The following is a 16,026-nucleotide window of genomic DNA, read 5'->3' as shown; positions in this document are numbered from 1 at the left end:
CTGGGGACATGAGTCGGCCTCATATGATGACTGCATGAGCGACGACGCCGCGATCCGGATGCCTGTCACACCCACTCAGGAGTCGTCGCGCGCCGCGAGCGCGACCTCCTCGATCGATCTCTCGAAGCGAGACCTCACCCTCGACCTGGCCCGCGTGTTCTGCGTGCTGCTCGTGGTGGTCATCCACCTGCTGATGGTGGGCGTGGGCTTCGCGCCGGACGGCGCGGTCGAGGTGTCGCGGCCGCTCGAGGCGCAGTGGTGGTTCGCACCCGTCACCTGGGCCGGGCAGATCATGCCGCTCTTCTTCGTGGTGGGAGGGTTCGCCGCCATCACCGCGTGGCGGAGCCTCACCCGGCGCGGAGGAACCGCGGGCGACTACGTGCGCAACCGCGTGCTGCGGCTCGCGCAGCCGGCGCTGCCGCTGTTCCTGTTCTACGTGGTGGTGATCGGTGGTGCGCGCATCATCGGCATCGATCCGCAGCTCGTCGACCTCGCCGTGGTGGGAGCCGCCTCGCCGCTGTGGTTCCTCGCCGCCTACACGCTCTGCCAGGCGCTCGTGCCGCTCATGGTGTCGTGGCACCTGCGGGCGCCGCGCGCGACGCTCCTGGTGCTGCTGGGCGGGGCGGTGGCGGTGGATGCGCTGCGGTTCGGCACGGGCATCGACGAGATCGGCCTCGCCAACCTCTTCTTCGTTTGGCTGCTCGTGCAGCAGCTCGGCTTCTGGTATGCCGACGGATGGTTCGTCGCCCAGCGCTGGTGGACTCTCGCGATCATCGCCGTGGTGGCCTACGCGGCCCTCGTGCCGATGACCGTGTGGGGCCCCTATTCCGACGACATGCTCACGAACCTCAACCCGCCCACCGTGCCGCTGATCGCGCTCGCGGTGGCGCAGGCGTGCATCCTGAGGCTGTTGCGGCCGGCGCTCGCGAAGCTGATGAACACCCACGCGGCGCGCGCCTTCGTCTTCGTGATCGGCACGCGGTTGATGACGATCTACCTCTGGCACCTGCCGGTGATCCTCGTGCTCTCAGGGGTGGCGCTCCTCATTCCGGGGGCGAGCCCGGCGCCGGCGAGCCTGGCCTGGTGGTGGACCAGGCCCATCATGTTCGTGCTCGTGATGGCGGCGGTGTTCGGCCTGTCGTTCCTCGTCGGGCGTTTCGAGGCGCCCCGCGAAGTGGGCGTGACGCCGCCGACCGGAGTGGTGGCGCTCGCGACGGTTCTGGCCTTCGTGCCGCCGTTCCTGGTGATGGAGTTCTTCATGGATCTGCCCATCGCGATCATCGGCAGCGTGCTGCTCTCGGCCGCGATCCTGCTGCTCGGGCGATGGCCCGCGGGGCGCCCGTCGCCCAGTTCGCGTTCGACGGCTTTTTCGTCGTAAACTGTCTGGGTTGTCGCGAAAGCGTCAGCGGGGCTATGGCGCAGTTGGTAGCGCGTCTCGTTCGCAATGAGAAGGTCCGGGGTTCGAATCCCCGTAGCTCCACCACACCGAAGAACCCCCGAGATCACGGCGATCTCGGGGGTTTTGTCGTCAAGGCGTCTCGCGGAACTCCCAGGCGTTTGGGGCAATCGCCGCACCGCCGAGGGCGCGCGGCTCGTCGGCGAGGTTGAGGGCGAGGGCGGCGCGCTCGCCGTTCCGGCCCGTCGCGACCAGCAGCACGGCCTCGTTGCTGAGCTCTTCGGCGGTGACCCGGGCGTGGGCGAGCCAGGCGTGGCGTCGGCGGAACGCGATGGCCTGGCGGTAGAGCTCGAACACCGGTCCGCCGGGCCAGTCGGTGGGGGAGAGCGGGAACTCCGGACGGATGGCGTCGTCTCCGCCGGCCCGCTCTTCCTTCACCGCGTGGAGGCCGCGCTCGTCGCCGGAATAGATGCTGGGGGTGCCGGCCACGAACATCAGCACGGCGATCGCATGGCCGAGGTGCCGCTCGTCGTCGATCGCGGAGGCGATGCGGGTCACGTCGTGGTTGCCGATGAAGGTCAGTGGCAGGAAGGCCGCCGAGAATTCGTCGTGGCGCTTCAGCGACCAGGCCAGCTCGAACCAGTTGCGGCTGCTGATGGCGCCGCGGATGGCGCTCCACAGCTCGTACTGGGTCACCGAGTCGAGTCCCGACTCCTCGACGTAGGCGACGTAGTCGCCGTGGATGACCTCGCCCACGAACCAGGCATCCGCAAACCGCGCCCGCAGCGGATCGATGCACGCACGCCAGAACGCCGGGGGCACGGCGTACGCGGCATCCAGTCGCCACCCGTCGATGCCGCGCTCGAGCCAGTGCGCCATCACGGCGCCGGCCAGTGCGACGACGTCGGGATGCTCGTGGTCGAGCACCACGAGGGCGTCGTGCCCCTCGAAGACGTCGACGCGGAGCCCGTCGACCTCGACCGCGTCGGGGCTCGTGGAGAAGCGGCCCGCCGCCACCGAACCGGGCCCGGCGGCGACGGCCTCCTGCCACCACGGGTGGGCCCGGCCGACGTGATTGAACGCGCCGTCGAACAGCACGCGGATGCCGCGCTCACGGCAGGCGGCGAGCAGAGCGTCGATATCGGCGTCGCCGCCCAGGCGGGGGTCGATGCGGAGGTGGTCGACGGTGTCGTATCCGTGCGTGGCGGAGTCGAAGACCGGGCCGAGGAGCAGACCGTTCGCGCCGAGCGCGACCAGGTCGTCGAGCCACGGCAGGAGGCGGGAGAGCCGGTGCAGGGTGCCGGGGCGCCGTTCGCCGGAGAGGTCGGCGCCCACGAAGCCCAGCGGATACACCTGCCACCAGATCGCGTGATCCGCCCAGGGAATCGAGTGGGGCGACGGTGCGAGGTCGGTCATCCGATCAGTGTGCGGGGCCACGCCGCCCCGCGCAACCGAGGGCCGACGGCGGGCGAGCACCGGCGGCCACGTTGCACGCGCGCCACGGCTTCCCCGTTCACTAGAGTGAGCGCATGAGATCGATGGGGATCGCGGCCGCGCTGGCGAGCCTGCTGCTGCTGACCGCCTGCACGACTGCCCCGTCGCAGGCATCGTCGCCGGCATCCTCGTCGCCTGACGACTCGACCGCCACCGACGGCTGTCCGGCCGGCACGAGCGAGCACGACGGGCTGTGCCTGTCGGGCGACGCGACATCCGTCGCCCTGGCCGAGGTGCTGCACCGGCAATTCGAAGCCGATCACCTCACCGCCACGATCGCCGGGGTGTGGCACGACGGCGAGCCGGTGCTGTTCGGCGCCCTCGGCGACTCGTTGCCCGGCGTGCCGGCCACCCCCGACATGCACCACATGCTCGGCAACCTGACGACGCCGATGCTCACGACCGCCTTCCTGCAGCAGGTCGAGGCCGGTGTGATCTCGCTCGACGAGCCGATCTCCACCTGGTATCCGGACCTTCCGGATGCCGACACCGTCACCGTGGACATGCTGCTGCACAACACCGCGGGCTACTCGCAGTTCACCGGCCAGGCCGACTTCCTCGCCGACCTCTACGCCGATCCGTTCCGGGTGTGGACCGTCGACGAGATCATCGACATCGGCACCGAGGGCGGCCCCGTGTTCCCGCCGGGCAGCGACTGGATGTTCTCCGACACCAACTCCGCCGTGCTCGTCGGCATCCTCGCGAAAGCCACCGATCGGCGGGTCGAAGACCTGATCCAGACCGGGGTGCTCGATCCGCTCGGCATGCGCGACACCACGGTGACCCGCGACGGCAACTGGAAGCAGCCCATCCTGCAGGGCTACGACGGCGAGCGCGGAGTGTGGGAGAACGTCACCGGCTGGAGTCCCTCCTGGGCGCACTTCGCCGGGGGAGTCGGCAGCAATGCCCAAGACGTCGGCACCTTCCTCGACGCTCTCGCCTCGGGCGAGCTGCTCTCGAGCAAGTACCACGACATCCAGTGGGCGCCGACGACCGTGGGCATCGGCGCGAACACGCCCGACCAGTACTGGGCCATGGGATTCCTGGTGGTGAAGGACTGGATGTTCCTGAACCCCACCATCCCCGGCTACAGCGGCGCGGGGGCCACGCTGCCCGACGAGGGGTGGACGATCGTGGTCTACACCACCCCCTCGCAGGCCACCGACCCGGCCGCACCCAGCGCGACCGACATCACGCGGGCGTTCACGGGCATCCTGTCGCCGGAGCACTCGCTGGCGGGCTGACCCGCCGGTTCGCGACGGCCGCACGGTGCCGGCGTCACGTGGCGATGCGGTACCCGCGTTTGATGACCGTCGCCACGATCGTGGGGTCGGGAAGGGCTCCGCGAAGCCTGCTGATCGCCACGTCGACCGCGTGATCATCGAGCGGTTCGGGGGCGGATGCCGCGAGTTCGGCCCGGGAGACGGTGGCGCCGCCGGCGCTGACGAGAACGCGGAACAGGCTCAGCGCGGTGGGGGTCAGCACGGTCTTCTCACCGTTCACCGAGGCGATCCGGCCCCGGAGCTCGATCGAGCCGCGCTCGGTCGCCAGCCGCAGCACGCGAGTCTGCTCGAGATGTTCGGCGACGAGACGGATCAGGGCGCCCATGCGGAACCGGTCGGGCGTGATGGGCAGCACTCCGGCATCCACCAGCGGCTGTGCGGTGACCGGGCCCACAGCCGCGGGCACCACCGACGTCTCGAAGGCGAAGCGCACGTCGTCGAGACGACCGATGGCATCCGCCGCCTGGAAGAGGGCCTCGACGGCCGGCGCGCTGGTGAAGGTCACCGCGTCGACGTTGCCGGCGCAGATCGCGTCGATCAGGCGGGTGACGCGCGCGCTGTCCTCGTGTCTGGTCCAGCGGTAGGGGGCGACTGTGAGAACGGCGGCTCCCGCCGACGTCAGGCGGTCCAGCTGCTCCGGATCGGTGAACCCGTGCAGCTGCACGGCGATCGTCATGCCGTTCACGCCGTCGCGGAGCACGTAGTCGACGAGCGAGATCGTGGTCTCGCGCGCGCTCATCCCATCGTCGTCGAGGCCCGCGGCGCGCACCGCGCCGCGCGCTTTCGGACCGCGCACCAGGATGCGGGACTGCTCGAGCACCTCGGTGAGCTCCGTTCCGAGACCGGCCGCGTCGGCCGCCTCGAACCAGCGGCGGATGCCGTAGGAGGTGGTGGCCAGGAGGATGTCGGGGCGCGCGGCGATCACGGCGCGGGTCTCGCTCTCCAGCTTTCCGTCGTCGACGGCCGCCTCCATCCGGATGGTCGGAGCGTGCAGCACGTCGGCGCCCCGTCGTTCGAAGGCGGCGATGAGGTCTTCGGAACGCCGGTCGGAGGTGACCCCGATCCGGAACCCCTCCAGCTGGTCGGCGCGGAAGCCCGGTTCGGGGGCCGTTCCTTCGCTCTCGAAGTCGATCATGCCTTCAGTCTCCTGGAAGAGCGGACGGCACGCCCACCACGTCGCCGATCACGATCACCGCGGGCGAGCGCACCTGGGCCGTGTGGGCCGCGAGAACGGCCCCGCCCACCGTCGTGACGACGGTGCGCTGCTCGGGGCTGAAGCCGCGTTCGACCAGGGCGAGCGGCGTCTCGGCGCGCATCCCGTGTCGCTGCAGGCCCGCGACGAGGTGGGGCAGGGTGGTGACACCCATCAGCACCACCAGCGTTCCCGATGACCCGGCCAGGTTCGCGAGCTCGTCTTCGGAGAACGGCACATGGCCTGACGCGACGGTGAAGGCGCGGCTGATCTCCCGGTGGGTGACGGGGATGCCAGCGGCGGCCGGCACCGCGATGGCGCTCGTCACGCCCGGTACGACGGTGACCGGAACACCCGCTCGACGGCAGGCGTGCACCTCCTCGCCACCGCGGCCGAACACGAAGGAGTCCCCGCCCTTCAACCGCACCACCCGCAGGCCTTGCTGCGCCCACTCGACGAGGAGACGCTCGATCTCGCGCTGCGGAACGGCATGGTGCCCGGGGGTCTTGCCCACGTCGATCAGTTCGGCGCCTGGGGCCCACTCCTCGAGGAGGTCACGCGGGGCGAGGCGATCGTAGAGCACGACGTCGGCTTCGGCGAGCATCCGTCGCCCCGCGACCGTGATCAACCCGGGATCGCCCGGGCCGCCGCCCACCAGCGCGACGTGTCCGAGCGGTGTGGGGTCGAGTGGCGTCTCGGTCACGAACCAGAGCCGCCGCTCCGCCGCGGCCTCGCGCACCGAGTCCCGTGTCGACACTGACGTGTCCGACGGATGCGCCCACACCACGAACTCCGCGTCGCCGATCTGCGAGGCCGCGTCAAGGGCCGTGACGGGCTCGGCCAGCCGGGTCACCGCACCGTCGGCGCCATAGCGGGCGAGGATGCGTCGTGCCCCTCCGGCCGAGCCGAAGACGACCACACGGCGCCCGGCCAGCTCGAGGGGAACGTGCATCTCACACCTCGCTTCCTGAGCCGCCCGGCCGCACCGGGATCGAGGGGCCGGAGACGAGCACCGCGGCACCGGCGGACTGTTCCGCGACAGTAGCAGGTCGCAGCTGTCCGCGTTCGCGCACCCGCGCGAGGGCGGGATCGGCGGTCTGCGGTGCGTTGACGAAGGAACGGAACCGGCGCAGCCGCTCCGGGTCGCGGAGGGTGGCCGCCCATTCGTCTTCGTAGGAGTCGACGTGCAGGGCCATCGCGGCCTCGAGGTCGTCGGCGATGCCGAGCGAGTCGTCGCACACGACCTCCCGCACGTGGTCGAGTCCGCCCTCGAGCGCCTCGATCCAGCGCGCGGTGCGCTGCAGGCGGTCGGCGGTGCGCACGTAGTACATCACGAAGCGGTCGATGTAGCGGATCAGGGTCTCGTCGTCGAGATCCTGGGCGAGCAACTGGGCGTGGGCGGGCTGGAATCCGCCGTTTCCGCCGACGTAGAGGTTCCAGCCGAGTTCGGTGGCGATCACCCCGATGTCCTTCGACCGGGCCTCGGCGCACTCGCGCGCGCAGCCGGAGACGCCGAGCTTGAACTTGTGCGGCGACCGGAGGCCGCGGTAGCGCAGTTCCAGTCCGATCGCCATGCTCACCGCGTCTTGCACGCCGTAACGGCACCACGTCGATCCGACGCACGACTTCACGGTGCGCAGCGACTTGCCGTAGGCCTGACCCGATTCGAAGCCGGCGTCGACCAGGATCTTCCAGATCTCGGGCAGCTGCTCGAGCCGCGCACCGAACAGGTCGATCCGCTGACCTCCCGTGATCTTCGTGTAGAGATCGTAGTCGGCCGCCACGTCGGCGATCACCTTGAGCTTCTGCGGGGTGATCTCGCCGCCCGGGATGCGCGGGACGACCGAGTAGGTGCCGTCTTTCTGCATGTTGGCGAGCGCGCGGTCATTGGTGTCCTGGAGCGGGCCGGCGCCGTCGTCGAGGATGTAACCGGAGGTCTGGCTGGCCAGAACGGATGCGATCACGGGCTTGCAGACGTCGCAGCCGAGCCCTGTGCCGAACCGCCGCATGACCTCGTCGGCCGAACGCAGACCCAGCACCCGCACCGACTCGAACAGCTCGCTCCGGCTGAGCGCGACGTGCTCGCAGAGCGCCTTCGAGACGGTCTTGCCGGCCTTCACCAGCTCGGTCTCGAGCAGCTTCTTCACGAGCGGGACGCAGGAGCCGCACTGGGTGCCCGCCCGGGTGCAGGTCTTCAGGGCGCCGAGTTCGACGCATGCGTCGGCATGGTCGCCGTGGGGACCGACCACGGCCGCACGCACCGCGCCGACCGACACGTTGTTGCACGAGCAGAGCTGCGCGTCGTTGGGGAGGTCGCCGCCGGCGGGCCGTTCACCGGAGCCGGTGGACAGGTAGGCGCCGGCTTCGGCGGGGAGTTCGCGGCCGAGCAGCGGGCGCAACGAGGCGTAGGGCGACGCATCGCCCACGAAGATCCCGCCGAGCAGCGTCTTGGCGTCGTCGGCCACCACGACCTTCTGGTAGAGACCGCGGGCCGGGTCGGCGTAGACCACCTCGAGCGCCCGGTCGGTGCGGGCCATCGCGTCGCCGAAGCTCGCCACCTCGACCCCTGCCAGTTTCAGCTTCGTGGCGTCGTCGATGCCCGGGAACACGGCGTCGCCACCCGCGATGCGGTCGGCCACCACCTCGGCCATGGCGTTCGCGGGAGCGACCAGTCCGATGCAGGCGCCGTCGATGCTCGCCACCTCGCCGATGGCCCAGACGTTCGGTGCGGAGGTGCCGCAGCGGTCGTCGACGACCACGCCGCCGCGGTCGGCGACCGCGAGACCGGCGGTTCGCGCGAGCTCGTCCCGGGGGGTGATGCCGATCGAGAAGATCACGAGGTCGGCGGGCACCCGGGTGTCGTCGGCGAGCACGACGGCCGTGACGGCTCCTGAAGCATCGGAGGCGATCTCCGTGGGTCTGCGGCCGAGGTGCAGCTCGATCCCTTCGCCGGAGATGATGCGGCCGAGCGCTTGTCCCGCCCCCTCGTCGAGCTGGGACGACATCAGCCAACGACCCGAGTGCACGACGGCGGTGCGCGCACCGAGACGATGCAGGCCGCCGGCCGCCTCGAGGCCGAGGAGACCGCCGCCCACCACGACCACGTTCGCCGGCCGGCCCATTCGCTCGCCGATGTCGGCTGTGGCCGCCACGATCTCGTCGACGTCGTCGATGGTGCGGTAGACCCGGCCGAGGGCGGCGTTCGGAATGGGCGGAACAGTCGCGCTCGACCCGGTGGCGAGCACGAGTTCGTCGTAGGGGAGGAGCTGCGTCGCCCGCCCAGCCGCGGCCGACGTCACGGCGACGGTTCGGCGTGCAGGATCGATGCCCACCGCTCGCGTGCCGGACCGGAAGCGCACGACGCCGGTCCAGGACTCCGGCTGACCGAGCGAGAGGTCGATCGGGCCGTCCAGGCGCTTCGAGAGCGCGACCCGGTCGTAGGGGGCGTGCGTCTCCTCGCCGATCACCGTGATGTCGAGCGTGCTCGTTCCGGCGGACTGTCGCGCCACGAGGGCGTCGACCACGCGGTGCGCTGCCGGCCCGGCGCCGACCACGACGATCCGCCGCGTGCGACCCGGCTCATCCGGAGCGTGTTCGTTCGATCTCACCATGCCGACCTCCCGGGGCTGTTGCGCCCAGCGTAGGAGAGGCACGTTTCCCGGTCGTTGCCGCTGCGTAACGCCGTGTGACCGGGGCCTCACGGTCGTCGGGGAGCCACGAGAGGTCTTTGTTACCGGGCCGACACGGGGGGCGCGGGTGCCCGAAACGTGGCCGCCTTAGCGTGTTGCCTCGACAGGCCGAGAACCCGACGACACCTCGGAAGGGGCACCGCACATGACACTGCTCGACACCGGCACCATCTCACCCTCCGACCGGAGCGGCTTCTGGACCGCCGTCTGCCGTCGCGACCAGCTCGAGCCCCTGTGGGGCGAGGCCGCCCTCGTCGACGGCGAGCAGGTGGCGCTCTTCCTGCTGCCCGACGGCCGCGTGTTCGCCGTCTCCAACGCCGACCCCGCCACCGGCGCCTTCGTGATGAGTCGCGGGATCGTGGGCTCGCGCGGCGATCGGCCGACCATCGCGTCGCCGTTGCACAAGGAGGTCTTCGACCTCGAGACCGGTGAGTGCTTCACCGATGCGACGTTGCGTCTGCCCACTCGGCGCGTGCGTGATCACGACGGACGGATCGAGGTGGCCCGCACAACCACCCTGCTCGCCGTGTCGCACGGCACCTCCGATCCTGCCGGGCAAGCCGCGGTCGCGGGGCTCGTGCAGGCGGCGCGTGAGGCGCATCCGGAGCTCCCGATCTCGGCCGGCTTCGTCGACGTGCAGCAACCCGACGTTGCCGCGTCGCTCGCCGCCATCCCGGTGGCGGCACCGGTCGCGATCGTGCCGTTGCTGCTCTCGGCCGGCTACCACGTGCACGTCGATCTGGCCGACGCGGCCGCCGATGCCGAGCACGGCGTCGCGCTGGCACCGGCTCTGGGACCGGATGCGCGACTCGCGACCGTGCTGGCCCGTCGCTTGCGCGAGGCCGGGCTGCGCGACGACGACCGTGTCGTGCTGGGCGCCGCCGGGTCGACCGATGCCGCAGCGGTGGCCGACTGCTACTCGATGGCGGGTCTGCTCGGCATCGAACTCGAACGGGAGGTGGGGGTCGGGTTCATCTCCGCGGCCTCGCCGATGCTCTCCACGGCCGTGGAAGCCACGCGCCTCGGGAGACCCGGTGGGCGCGTGCTCATCGCCACCTACCTCCTCGCCCCGGGGCACTTCGCCTCGCTCGCCCGCGCGGCCGGAGCCGACGTCACGAGCGAACCGCTCCTCGGCGACGGTGCGCCGCCGCCCGAACTGGTCGATCTCGTGATCGATCGCTACCGTTCCGCCTTCCCGCAGCACGCCGCTCTCGAGAGGACAGCCCGATGACCACCACCGCCCCCCGCACCACCGAACCGACCGCCGAACCGCCGGCCACCGCGACCGACGTCGTCGACGCATCCGGAACCCTGCATCACCGGCCGGGTCGCTGGATCGACGGCTGGAACCCCGAGAATCCGCAGCAGTGGCAGCGCGAGGGCAAGGCCATCGCCACCCGCAACCTGCGCTGGTCGATCTTCGCCGAGTTCCTCGGGTTCGTGATCTGGCAGCTGTGGAGCATCGTCGTCGTCTCGCTCCCAGCAGCCGGCTTCACCTTCGACACCGGCCAGATCTTCTGGCTCATCTCGATCCCGAGCCTCGTCGGCGCCACACTCCGCTTTCCGTACACCTTCATGGTGCCGAAGTTCGGTGGCCGCAACTGGACCATCATCTCGGCGAGCCTGCTGCTCATCCCGGCCGTCGGGCTCGCGCTCGCCGTGAGCAACCCCGGCACGCCCTTCGGCGTCATGCTGCTGATCGCCGCGCTCGCCGGACTCGGCGGTGGCAACTTCGCCAGTTCCATGGCGAACATCACCTACTTCTACCCGCAGTCCAAGAAGGGCTGGGCGCTGGGCCTGAACGCGGCCGGGGGAAATCTGGGCGCATCCGTCGCCCAGCTGGTGGTGCCCATCGTCATCACCCTCGGCGCCGCCGCGACCGTGAACCTGCCGCTGGCCGGATGGATCTGGATCCCGTTCATCCTGGTGGCCGCGATCGGTGCGAGCCGGCGCATGAACAACCTCTCGAACGCCAAGGCCGATTTCGCCGCATCCCTCGCGGTGGTGCGGGAGCCCCACCTCTGGATCCTCGCCTTCCTCTACATCGGCACCTTCGGCTCGTTCATCGGGTTCTCCGCCGTCTTCCCCAAGCTCATCGCCGACCAGTTCCCCGACTTCTCCACCTTCGCGGTCGGAGCCGCCACCCTCTCGCTCGCCTTCCTCGGCTCGCTGGTCGGCTCGCTCTCGCGCCCCTTCGGCGGGCGACTGGCCGACCGGTTCGGCGGCGCGATCGTGACAATGGGCGCCTTCTTCGTGATGGGGGTCGGCGCGCTGTGCGTCATCTGGACGCTGCCTCTGGGCAACTTCTGGGTGTTCCTGGGCTGCTTCCTGGTGCTCTTCGCCGCCAGCGGGGCGGGCAACGGATCGACCTACCGGATGATCCCCACCGTCTTCGCGCTCCGCAGCGGCGTCGCGGATGCGCACCGCAACTCGGGCGACGTGAACACCCAGCGCAAGACCGCCGCCGCGCTCGGCGTGGTCTCGGGGATCGGCGCCTACGGCGGCTTCATCATCCCGCAGCTGCTGGGCCTGTCGAAGACCTCGTTCGGCGACTACACGACGGCCCTCGGCTGGTTCGTGATGGCGTACGCGGCGATGCTCACCGTCACGGGTATCTTCTACCTGCGCCGCGGCCGCTCCGGCCAGCGCGTCTGATCCCGGAGTCACGCCGATGCCCGCCGACACCCACTGCCCGTACTGCGCGTTGCAGTGCGCGATGACCCTGACGCCGGAGCCGATCACGCGGCCGGGGAGCGCATCCGTCGCCGGCCGCGACTTCCCCACCAATCGGGGCGGGCTGTGCAAGAAGGGCTGGACGTCGGTCGAGCTGCTCGACTCGCCGGAGCGCATCACCCGGCCCCTGGTGCGCCAGGGCGACGGCACCTTCGCCGAGGTGTCGTGGCCGGATGCGCTCGACCTGGTGGCCACGACCGTCGCCTCCTCACGAGCCCGGTTCGGCGCCGACTCGGTGGCGGTGTTCGGCGGAGGCGGGCTCACCAACGAGAAGGCCTACCAGCTCGGCAAGTTCGCCCGGCTCGCCCTCGGCACCTCGCGCATCGACTACAACGGCCGATTCTGCATGTCGTCGGCGGCTGCGGCCGGCAACCGGGCGTTCGGCATCGATCGCGGACTCCCGTTCCCGGTGGAGGACCTCGACCAGGCCGACACGATCCTGCTGCTCGGGTCGAACGTCGCGGCGACCATGCCGCCCTTCATCGGCCACCTCGCGGGTGCCCGGGAACGGGGCGGACTCGTGGTCGTCGATCCGCGCCGCTCGGCCACCGCGAAGCTCACGGATGACGGGGCGGGCATCCACCTGCAGGCGGCACCGGGCAGCGACCTCGTGCTGCTGCTCGGCCTCACCCACATCGTGTTCGCCAAGGGGCTCGCCGATCTCGACTACCTCGCCTCGCGCACGACGGGTGCGGACGCCCTCCGACGGAGCACGAACGCGTGGTGGCCCGAACGGGTGCAGGCTCGCACGGGCGTTCCGGCCGGGCAGCTGCGGGCGGTGGCGCGACGGCTCGCGCGGGGCCGGGGCAGCTACATCCTCACCGGCCGCGGCGTGGAGCAGCACGTCGACGGCACCGACACCGCCACGGCCGCCATCAACCTCGCCCTCGTGCTGGGCCTCGTCGGCCGGCGGGGCTCGGGCTACGGCACGATGACCGGGCAGGGCAACGGCCAGGGCGGTCGGGAACACGGTCAGAAGTGCGATCAGCTGCCCGGGTATCGCAAGATCAGCGATCCGGATGCGCGGGAGCACGTCGCCCGGGTGTGGGGCGTGGATCCTTCCGTCATCCCGGGCCCGGGCCTGCCGGCCGTGGAGCTGTTGAACGAACTGGGTGAGCTCGGCGGCGTGCGGTGCCTGCTCGTGCACGGCTCGAACGTGGTGGTCTCGGCGCCGGACGTCGAGCACGTGCGCCGCGGACTCGCCACGCTCGACCTGCTCGTGGTGTGCGACTTCTTCTTCTCCGAGACGGCGGCGCTCGCCGACGTGGTGCTGCCGGTGACGCAATGGGCCGAGGAGGAGGGCACCATGACCTCCCTCGAGGGGCGTGTGCTGCGCCGCCGCCGGGCCCTCGAAGCGCCCGCGGAGGTGCGGAGCGAGCTGTGGATCCTGCAGGAGCTCGCCCGGCGTCTGGGTGCGCCCGGCGAGTACTCGTCCGATCCGGCGGTGGTGTTCGACGAGCTTGCCCGGGCCTCGGCCGGCGGTCTCGCCGACTACTCCGGGCTCAGCCACGAGCTGCTCGACACCGGGATCGCCGCCTACTGGCCGTTCGCGCCGGGATCGGAGGGCACTCCGCGTCTCTTCCTCGACCGCTTCGCGCATCCGGACGGGCTGGCGCGGATCGTGGACGTCGCGCCCGCGCCGAGCGAGGAGGCGCCCCAGCAGGGCGGTGTGCTGACCCTGATCACCGGTCGCCTGCTCGAGCACTACCAGTCGGGCGCGCAGACCCGGCGTGTGCCCGAGCTCGCCCGTGCTCAGCCCGAGGCGCGGGTGCAGATCCATCCGGCCACGGCGGCGGGTCTCGGCATCGTCGACGGCGAGGTCGTCGAGCTGTCGAACGTGCGCGGTACCGTGCGTTGCCGGGCGGAGTTGACGGCCGACATCCGGCACGACACCGTCTTTCTGCCGTTCCATTTCGCGGGTGTCGAGTGTGCGAACATCCTCACCGAGCGGGCGACCGACCCGGTGTCGGGCATGCCGGAGTTCAAGCGCACGAGGGTGCGGCTGGTCGCCTCCGAGCGGGTGGTGGCGGATGCGTGAGCACGAGGGCGCGGGGGCTCCGCCGATGCATGTGGTGCTGGTGGGTTTCGGACCGGTGGGGGCGCGTTTCGTGGAGGAGCTGCTGGATGCGGTGAGGTCGGGCGTGGTTCGGCTCACGGTGCTGGGAGCCGAGGCGCACGATCCGTACAACCGGGTGCTGCTGGCCGAGTATGCGGTCGGGCGCGCCGAACGCGAACGTCTCGACCTCCTCGACACCGCCGCGGCCGTGCGCGCGGGGGTCGACGTGCGGCTCGGCGAGATCGCTGCGGCGATCGATCGGGAGCGTCAGGAGGTGCGGCTGGCCTCGGGTGGTTCGGTGCGCTACGACCGGCTGGTGCTGGCCACCGGGGCGCGGGCGAACGTGCCGACGCTCGTGGGGCTCGAGGGGGCGCGGCGGGAGCGGGGCGCGGCGCCGGATCGGGGACGGGTCACGGGAGCGGGCTCGGCGGATACCGGCGGGGGCCCCGACATCTCGCGCGGCGCGGCGGCGGCGGCCGTGCTCGACTCCGGCCGATCTCCGTTGCCGCCCGGGGTCGTGGTGCTGCGCGACCTGGCCGACGCCGAAGTCGTGCGGAGCGCCATCCATGACTCCCGGCGCGTGGTGGTGCTCGGGGCGGGCGTTCTCGGCATGGAGCTGGCGCTCGCGGTGGCCGAGCAGGGGGCCGAGGTGGTGGTCGTGCACCACGGCGACATCCCGATGGCCCGCAATCTCGACCGGGGAGGAGGGCGGCTGCTCTCCCGGGCGGCGCGCTCGGCCGGCGTCGCCGTGGTGGCTCACGCTCGCGCCGAGACGCTGCTGCTGCGCGACGGCCGCAAGGGCGAGCGGCGCTTCGACGCCCTCGGATGTGCCGATGGCAAGGTCATTCCGGGCGACCTGCTCGTGCTCTCCTGCGGTGTCGGCGCGCGCACCGAGCTCGCCGAGGGAGCCGGGCTCGCCGTCGCGGCCGGCATCCTGGTCGATGAGGAACTGCGCAGCTGGACCGACCCCGATGTGTTCGCGATCGGCGACTGCGCCCAGGTGGCCGACCCGGCGGCCGGCGCAGACGGTGTGCGGTCGGGCGTCATCCGGATGCCGGGGGCGCCGTCGGGATTGATCGGTCCCGGCTGGCGGCAGGCCGACTGGCTCGCGCGCACATTCGCATCGGAGGCGACAGCCCTCGAACGGCCTCCGCTCCTCCCGCCCGAACGGCCCGCGGTGGTGATGCTGAAGGCGGAAGGCGTCGACGTGGTGTCGGGGGGAGACATCTCGGCCGAGCTGTGGGACGAAGAGCCGGCCGGCCATGCCGACTCGTGCCGGCGGGAGATCACCCAGTGGGCGGATCCGGCCCGAGGCTCGTATCTCAAGCTGATCACCCGCGGGGGAGTCGTCGAGGGGTTCGTGAGCGTGGGTCTCGCCCGCGCCGGGGCTGAGCTGACGCTGCTGTTCGAACGGGGGAGCGAGGTGCCGAGCGACCGTTCGGTGCTGCTGCGGCTGGATGCCGCGGGGGAGCCGGTGACGGCGAGCGATCCGCTCGCGCCGGATGCGACGGTGTGCTGGTGCAACGGAGTCTCCGTGCAGAGTGTGGTCGATGCGGGTGCGGCCGGCGACGGCAGCGTCGCCTGTGTGTCGGCGGCGACGCGAGCGGGCACGGGATGCGGTGGGTGCAAGGGGCGTATCGCGGAGATCCTGGCGTCGGCTGCGCTGGTCGCCGCCAGGCCGCTCGCCGCGCCGTTCGCGGGGTGAGGCCCCGGGGTGGGTCTCGGGGTTCGGGTGGGTCTCGGGCGGGTCTCGGGTTTCGATGTCGGCCTGAGGCTCATCAATGTCGGTGGTTGCTGGTTGACTTATTCTCATGAACCAGTCGATCGTCGTCTTCACCCCGGCACCCGCCCCGGTGTCGGATGCGCGCGACCGCGCCGGGTCCAGTCGCTCCGCCGCCGCCCGCGATGCGTGCAGTCTGGGCGAACTGGGTGCCCGGTTCGATGCCGTGGTGCGCGGGATCACGGCGGAAGACACGGTGGTCGCCGCGTCCGACGCGCGCCGCGCCCGCCTGCTCGCCGAAGCAGCCGCCCTGTCCGACCGGATGGCGCGCCTGGACGGGTCTGCGGGCACAGCGACGGGTCGGGAATGGGCGCGGCGGAAGCTCGCCACCGAGATCGCCTGCGCCACCCACCGCTCCGAGCGCGCGGTCACCCTGCTGATCGATGACAGCGAGAACCTCGTC

General features: G+C 71.3%; 11 protein-coding genes and 1 tRNA gene. 8 read left to right on the top strand and 4 right to left on the bottom strand.

The annotated features are described in order from the left end of the window. The first annotated feature begins 34 nt into the window (after positions 1-34). Entirely contained in the window at positions 35-1,378 is a 1,344-nt protein-coding gene (locus tag BLW00_RS00060; RefSeq protein ID WP_245741166.1) for an acyltransferase family protein, read from the top strand. A gap of 29 nt (positions 1,379-1,407) precedes the next feature. Then, positions 1,408-1,483, top strand: a tRNA-Ala gene (locus tag BLW00_RS00055). A gap of 45 nt (positions 1,484-1,528) precedes the next feature. Here BLW00_RS00055 and BLW00_RS00050 read toward each other — a convergent pair. Next, entirely contained in the window at positions 1,529-2,812 is a 1,284-nt protein-coding gene (locus BLW00_RS00050) for an alpha-amylase family glycosyl hydrolase (RefSeq protein ID WP_092547532.1), read from the bottom strand. Between the two features lie 113 nt (positions 2,813-2,925). On the opposite strand from BLW00_RS00050, the gene BLW00_RS00045 reads away from it, so the two are divergent. After that, positions 2,926-4,134, top strand: coding sequence for a serine hydrolase domain-containing protein (locus BLW00_RS00045; RefSeq protein ID WP_092547529.1), 1,209 nt, complete (start codon positions 2,926-2,928; stop codon positions 4,132-4,134). A gap of 34 nt (positions 4,135-4,168) precedes the next feature. Here the strand turns inward: BLW00_RS00045 and BLW00_RS00040 are convergent, their stop codons facing one another. From BLW00_RS00040 to nirB, 3 genes are read right to left on the bottom strand one after another with little or no spacing between them, the layout of a single operon-like run. Next, complete coding sequence (locus BLW00_RS00040; protein ID WP_092547526.1) at positions 4,169-5,308, bottom strand: uroporphyrinogen-III synthase; 1,140 nt, start codon at positions 5,306-5,308, stop codon at positions 4,169-4,171. Positions 5,309-5,312: 4 nt separating this feature from the next. Then, complete coding sequence (cobA, locus tag BLW00_RS00035) at positions 5,313-6,317, bottom strand: uroporphyrinogen-III C-methyltransferase (protein ID WP_092547523.1); 1,005 nt, start codon at positions 6,315-6,317, stop codon at positions 5,313-5,315. A 1-nt stretch (position 6,318) separates the two neighbouring features. Next, positions 6,319-8,976, bottom strand: coding sequence for a nitrite reductase large subunit NirB (gene nirB, locus BLW00_RS00030; RefSeq protein ID WP_092547520.1), 2,658 nt, complete (start codon positions 8,974-8,976; stop codon positions 6,319-6,321). A gap of 223 nt (positions 8,977-9,199) precedes the next feature. Here nirB and nirD point away from each other — a divergent pair, with 223 nt between their 5' ends. From nirD to BLW00_RS00005, 5 genes are all read left to right on the top strand, one after another. Further along, positions 9,200-10,285 (top strand): nitrite reductase small subunit NirD, encoded by a 1,086-nt coding sequence (gene nirD, locus BLW00_RS00025; protein WP_092547517.1) that lies wholly within the window; start codon positions 9,200-9,202, stop codon positions 10,283-10,285. Next, positions 10,282-11,709, top strand: coding sequence for an MFS transporter (locus tag BLW00_RS00020; RefSeq protein WP_092547514.1), 1,428 nt, complete (start codon positions 10,282-10,284; stop codon positions 11,707-11,709). The genes nirD and BLW00_RS00020 overlap by 4 nt, the downstream gene beginning before the upstream one ends. 16 nt (positions 11,710-11,725) lie before the next feature. Then, positions 11,726-13,825 (top strand): molybdopterin oxidoreductase family protein, encoded by a 2,100-nt coding sequence (locus BLW00_RS00015; protein ID WP_092547509.1) that lies wholly within the window; start codon positions 11,726-11,728, stop codon positions 13,823-13,825. Next, on the top strand, positions 13,818-15,548 hold the full coding sequence (locus tag BLW00_RS00010) for an FAD-dependent oxidoreductase (protein WP_245741165.1): 1,731 nt from the start codon (positions 13,818-13,820) through the stop codon (positions 15,546-15,548). The genes BLW00_RS00015 and BLW00_RS00010 overlap by 8 nt, the downstream gene beginning before the upstream one ends. A gap of 106 nt (positions 15,549-15,654) precedes the next feature. After that, on the top strand, positions 15,655-16,026 hold a 372-nt coding region (locus BLW00_RS00005; protein WP_139256558.1), incomplete at its 3' end, for a hypothetical protein.

It is taken from the genome of Herbiconiux ginsengi (genome assembly GCF_900107435.1).
Lineage (GTDB): Bacteria > Actinomycetota > Actinomycetes > Actinomycetales > Microbacteriaceae > Herbiconiux > Herbiconiux ginsengi.
The sequence above is the reverse complement of the archived record's forward strand: the minus strand, read 5'-3'. Positions and strand labels throughout refer to the sequence as shown.

Excerpts from the sequence above, each read along its gene's own strand:
- BLW00_RS00060 (WP_245741166.1), top strand. The coding sequence starts at position 35 with ATGAGCGACGACGCCGCGATCCGGATGCCTGTCACACCCACTCAGGAG.
- BLW00_RS00050 (WP_092547532.1), bottom strand. The coding sequence starts at position 2,812 with ATGACCGACCTCGCACCGTCGCCCCACTCGATTCCCTGGGCGGATCAC.
- BLW00_RS00045 (WP_092547529.1), top strand. The coding sequence starts at position 2,926 with ATGAGATCGATGGGGATCGCGGCCGCGCTGGCGAGCCTGCTGCTGCTG.
- BLW00_RS00040 (WP_092547526.1), bottom strand. The coding sequence starts at position 5,308 with ATGATCGACTTCGAGAGCGAAGGAACGGCCCCCGAACCGGGCTTCCGC.
- cobA (WP_092547523.1), bottom strand. The coding sequence starts at position 6,317 with ATGCACGTTCCCCTCGAGCTGGCCGGGCGCCGTGTGGTCGTCTTCGGC.
- nirB (WP_092547520.1), bottom strand. The coding sequence starts at position 8,976 with ATGGTGAGATCGAACGAACACGCTCCGGATGAGCCGGGTCGCACGCGG.
- nirD (WP_092547517.1), top strand. The coding sequence starts at position 9,200 with ATGACACTGCTCGACACCGGCACCATCTCACCCTCCGACCGGAGCGGC.
- BLW00_RS00020 (WP_092547514.1), top strand. The coding sequence starts at position 10,282 with ATGACCACCACCGCCCCCCGCACCACCGAACCGACCGCCGAACCGCCG.
- BLW00_RS00015 (WP_092547509.1), top strand. The coding sequence starts at position 11,726 with ATGCCCGCCGACACCCACTGCCCGTACTGCGCGTTGCAGTGCGCGATG.
- BLW00_RS00010 (WP_245741165.1), top strand. The coding sequence starts at position 13,818 with ATGCGTGAGCACGAGGGCGCGGGGGCTCCGCCGATGCATGTGGTGCTG.